Annotated in this window: 1 pseudogene; it reads left to right on the top strand. The window is 57.4% G+C overall.

Annotated features, from left to right (window positions below):
* Positions 1 to 127: 127 nt before the first annotated feature.
* Positions 128 to 244: pseudogene (locus tag MRBLMR1_RS09440) on the top strand (IS110 family transposase); the annotation flags it as partial.

The following is a 244-nucleotide window of genomic DNA, read 5'->3' as shown; positions in this document are numbered from 1 at the left end:
GGAGCGGCAATCAGAAAATGACGAAGAACTTGTCAGCGGCAATCAGCGTGATAACTTGATCCCGACCGCGACCTAAGAATCTCATCCAGATTGTCGCCCGCGTCTCATCCTGATTGCCGCGCAATACGCCGCGGCCATCTGCGAAGCAGTGACGCGACCGGCAGTTCGCACAGCTCCGATCAAGTCGCTGACGCAACAGGCGTTGCGTGTCCTGCATCGCACACACGAACTTCTTTCGCGACAG

The sequence above is a fragment of the Neorhizobium sp. LMR1-1-1.1 genome (genome assembly GCF_040675795.1).
In the GTDB taxonomy this organism is placed as follows: Bacteria; Pseudomonadota; Alphaproteobacteria; order Rhizobiales; family Rhizobiaceae; genus Neorhizobium; species Neorhizobium cellulosilyticum.
Note: the sequence above shows the minus strand (reverse complement) of the source record. Positions and strands in the feature narration are given on the sequence as shown.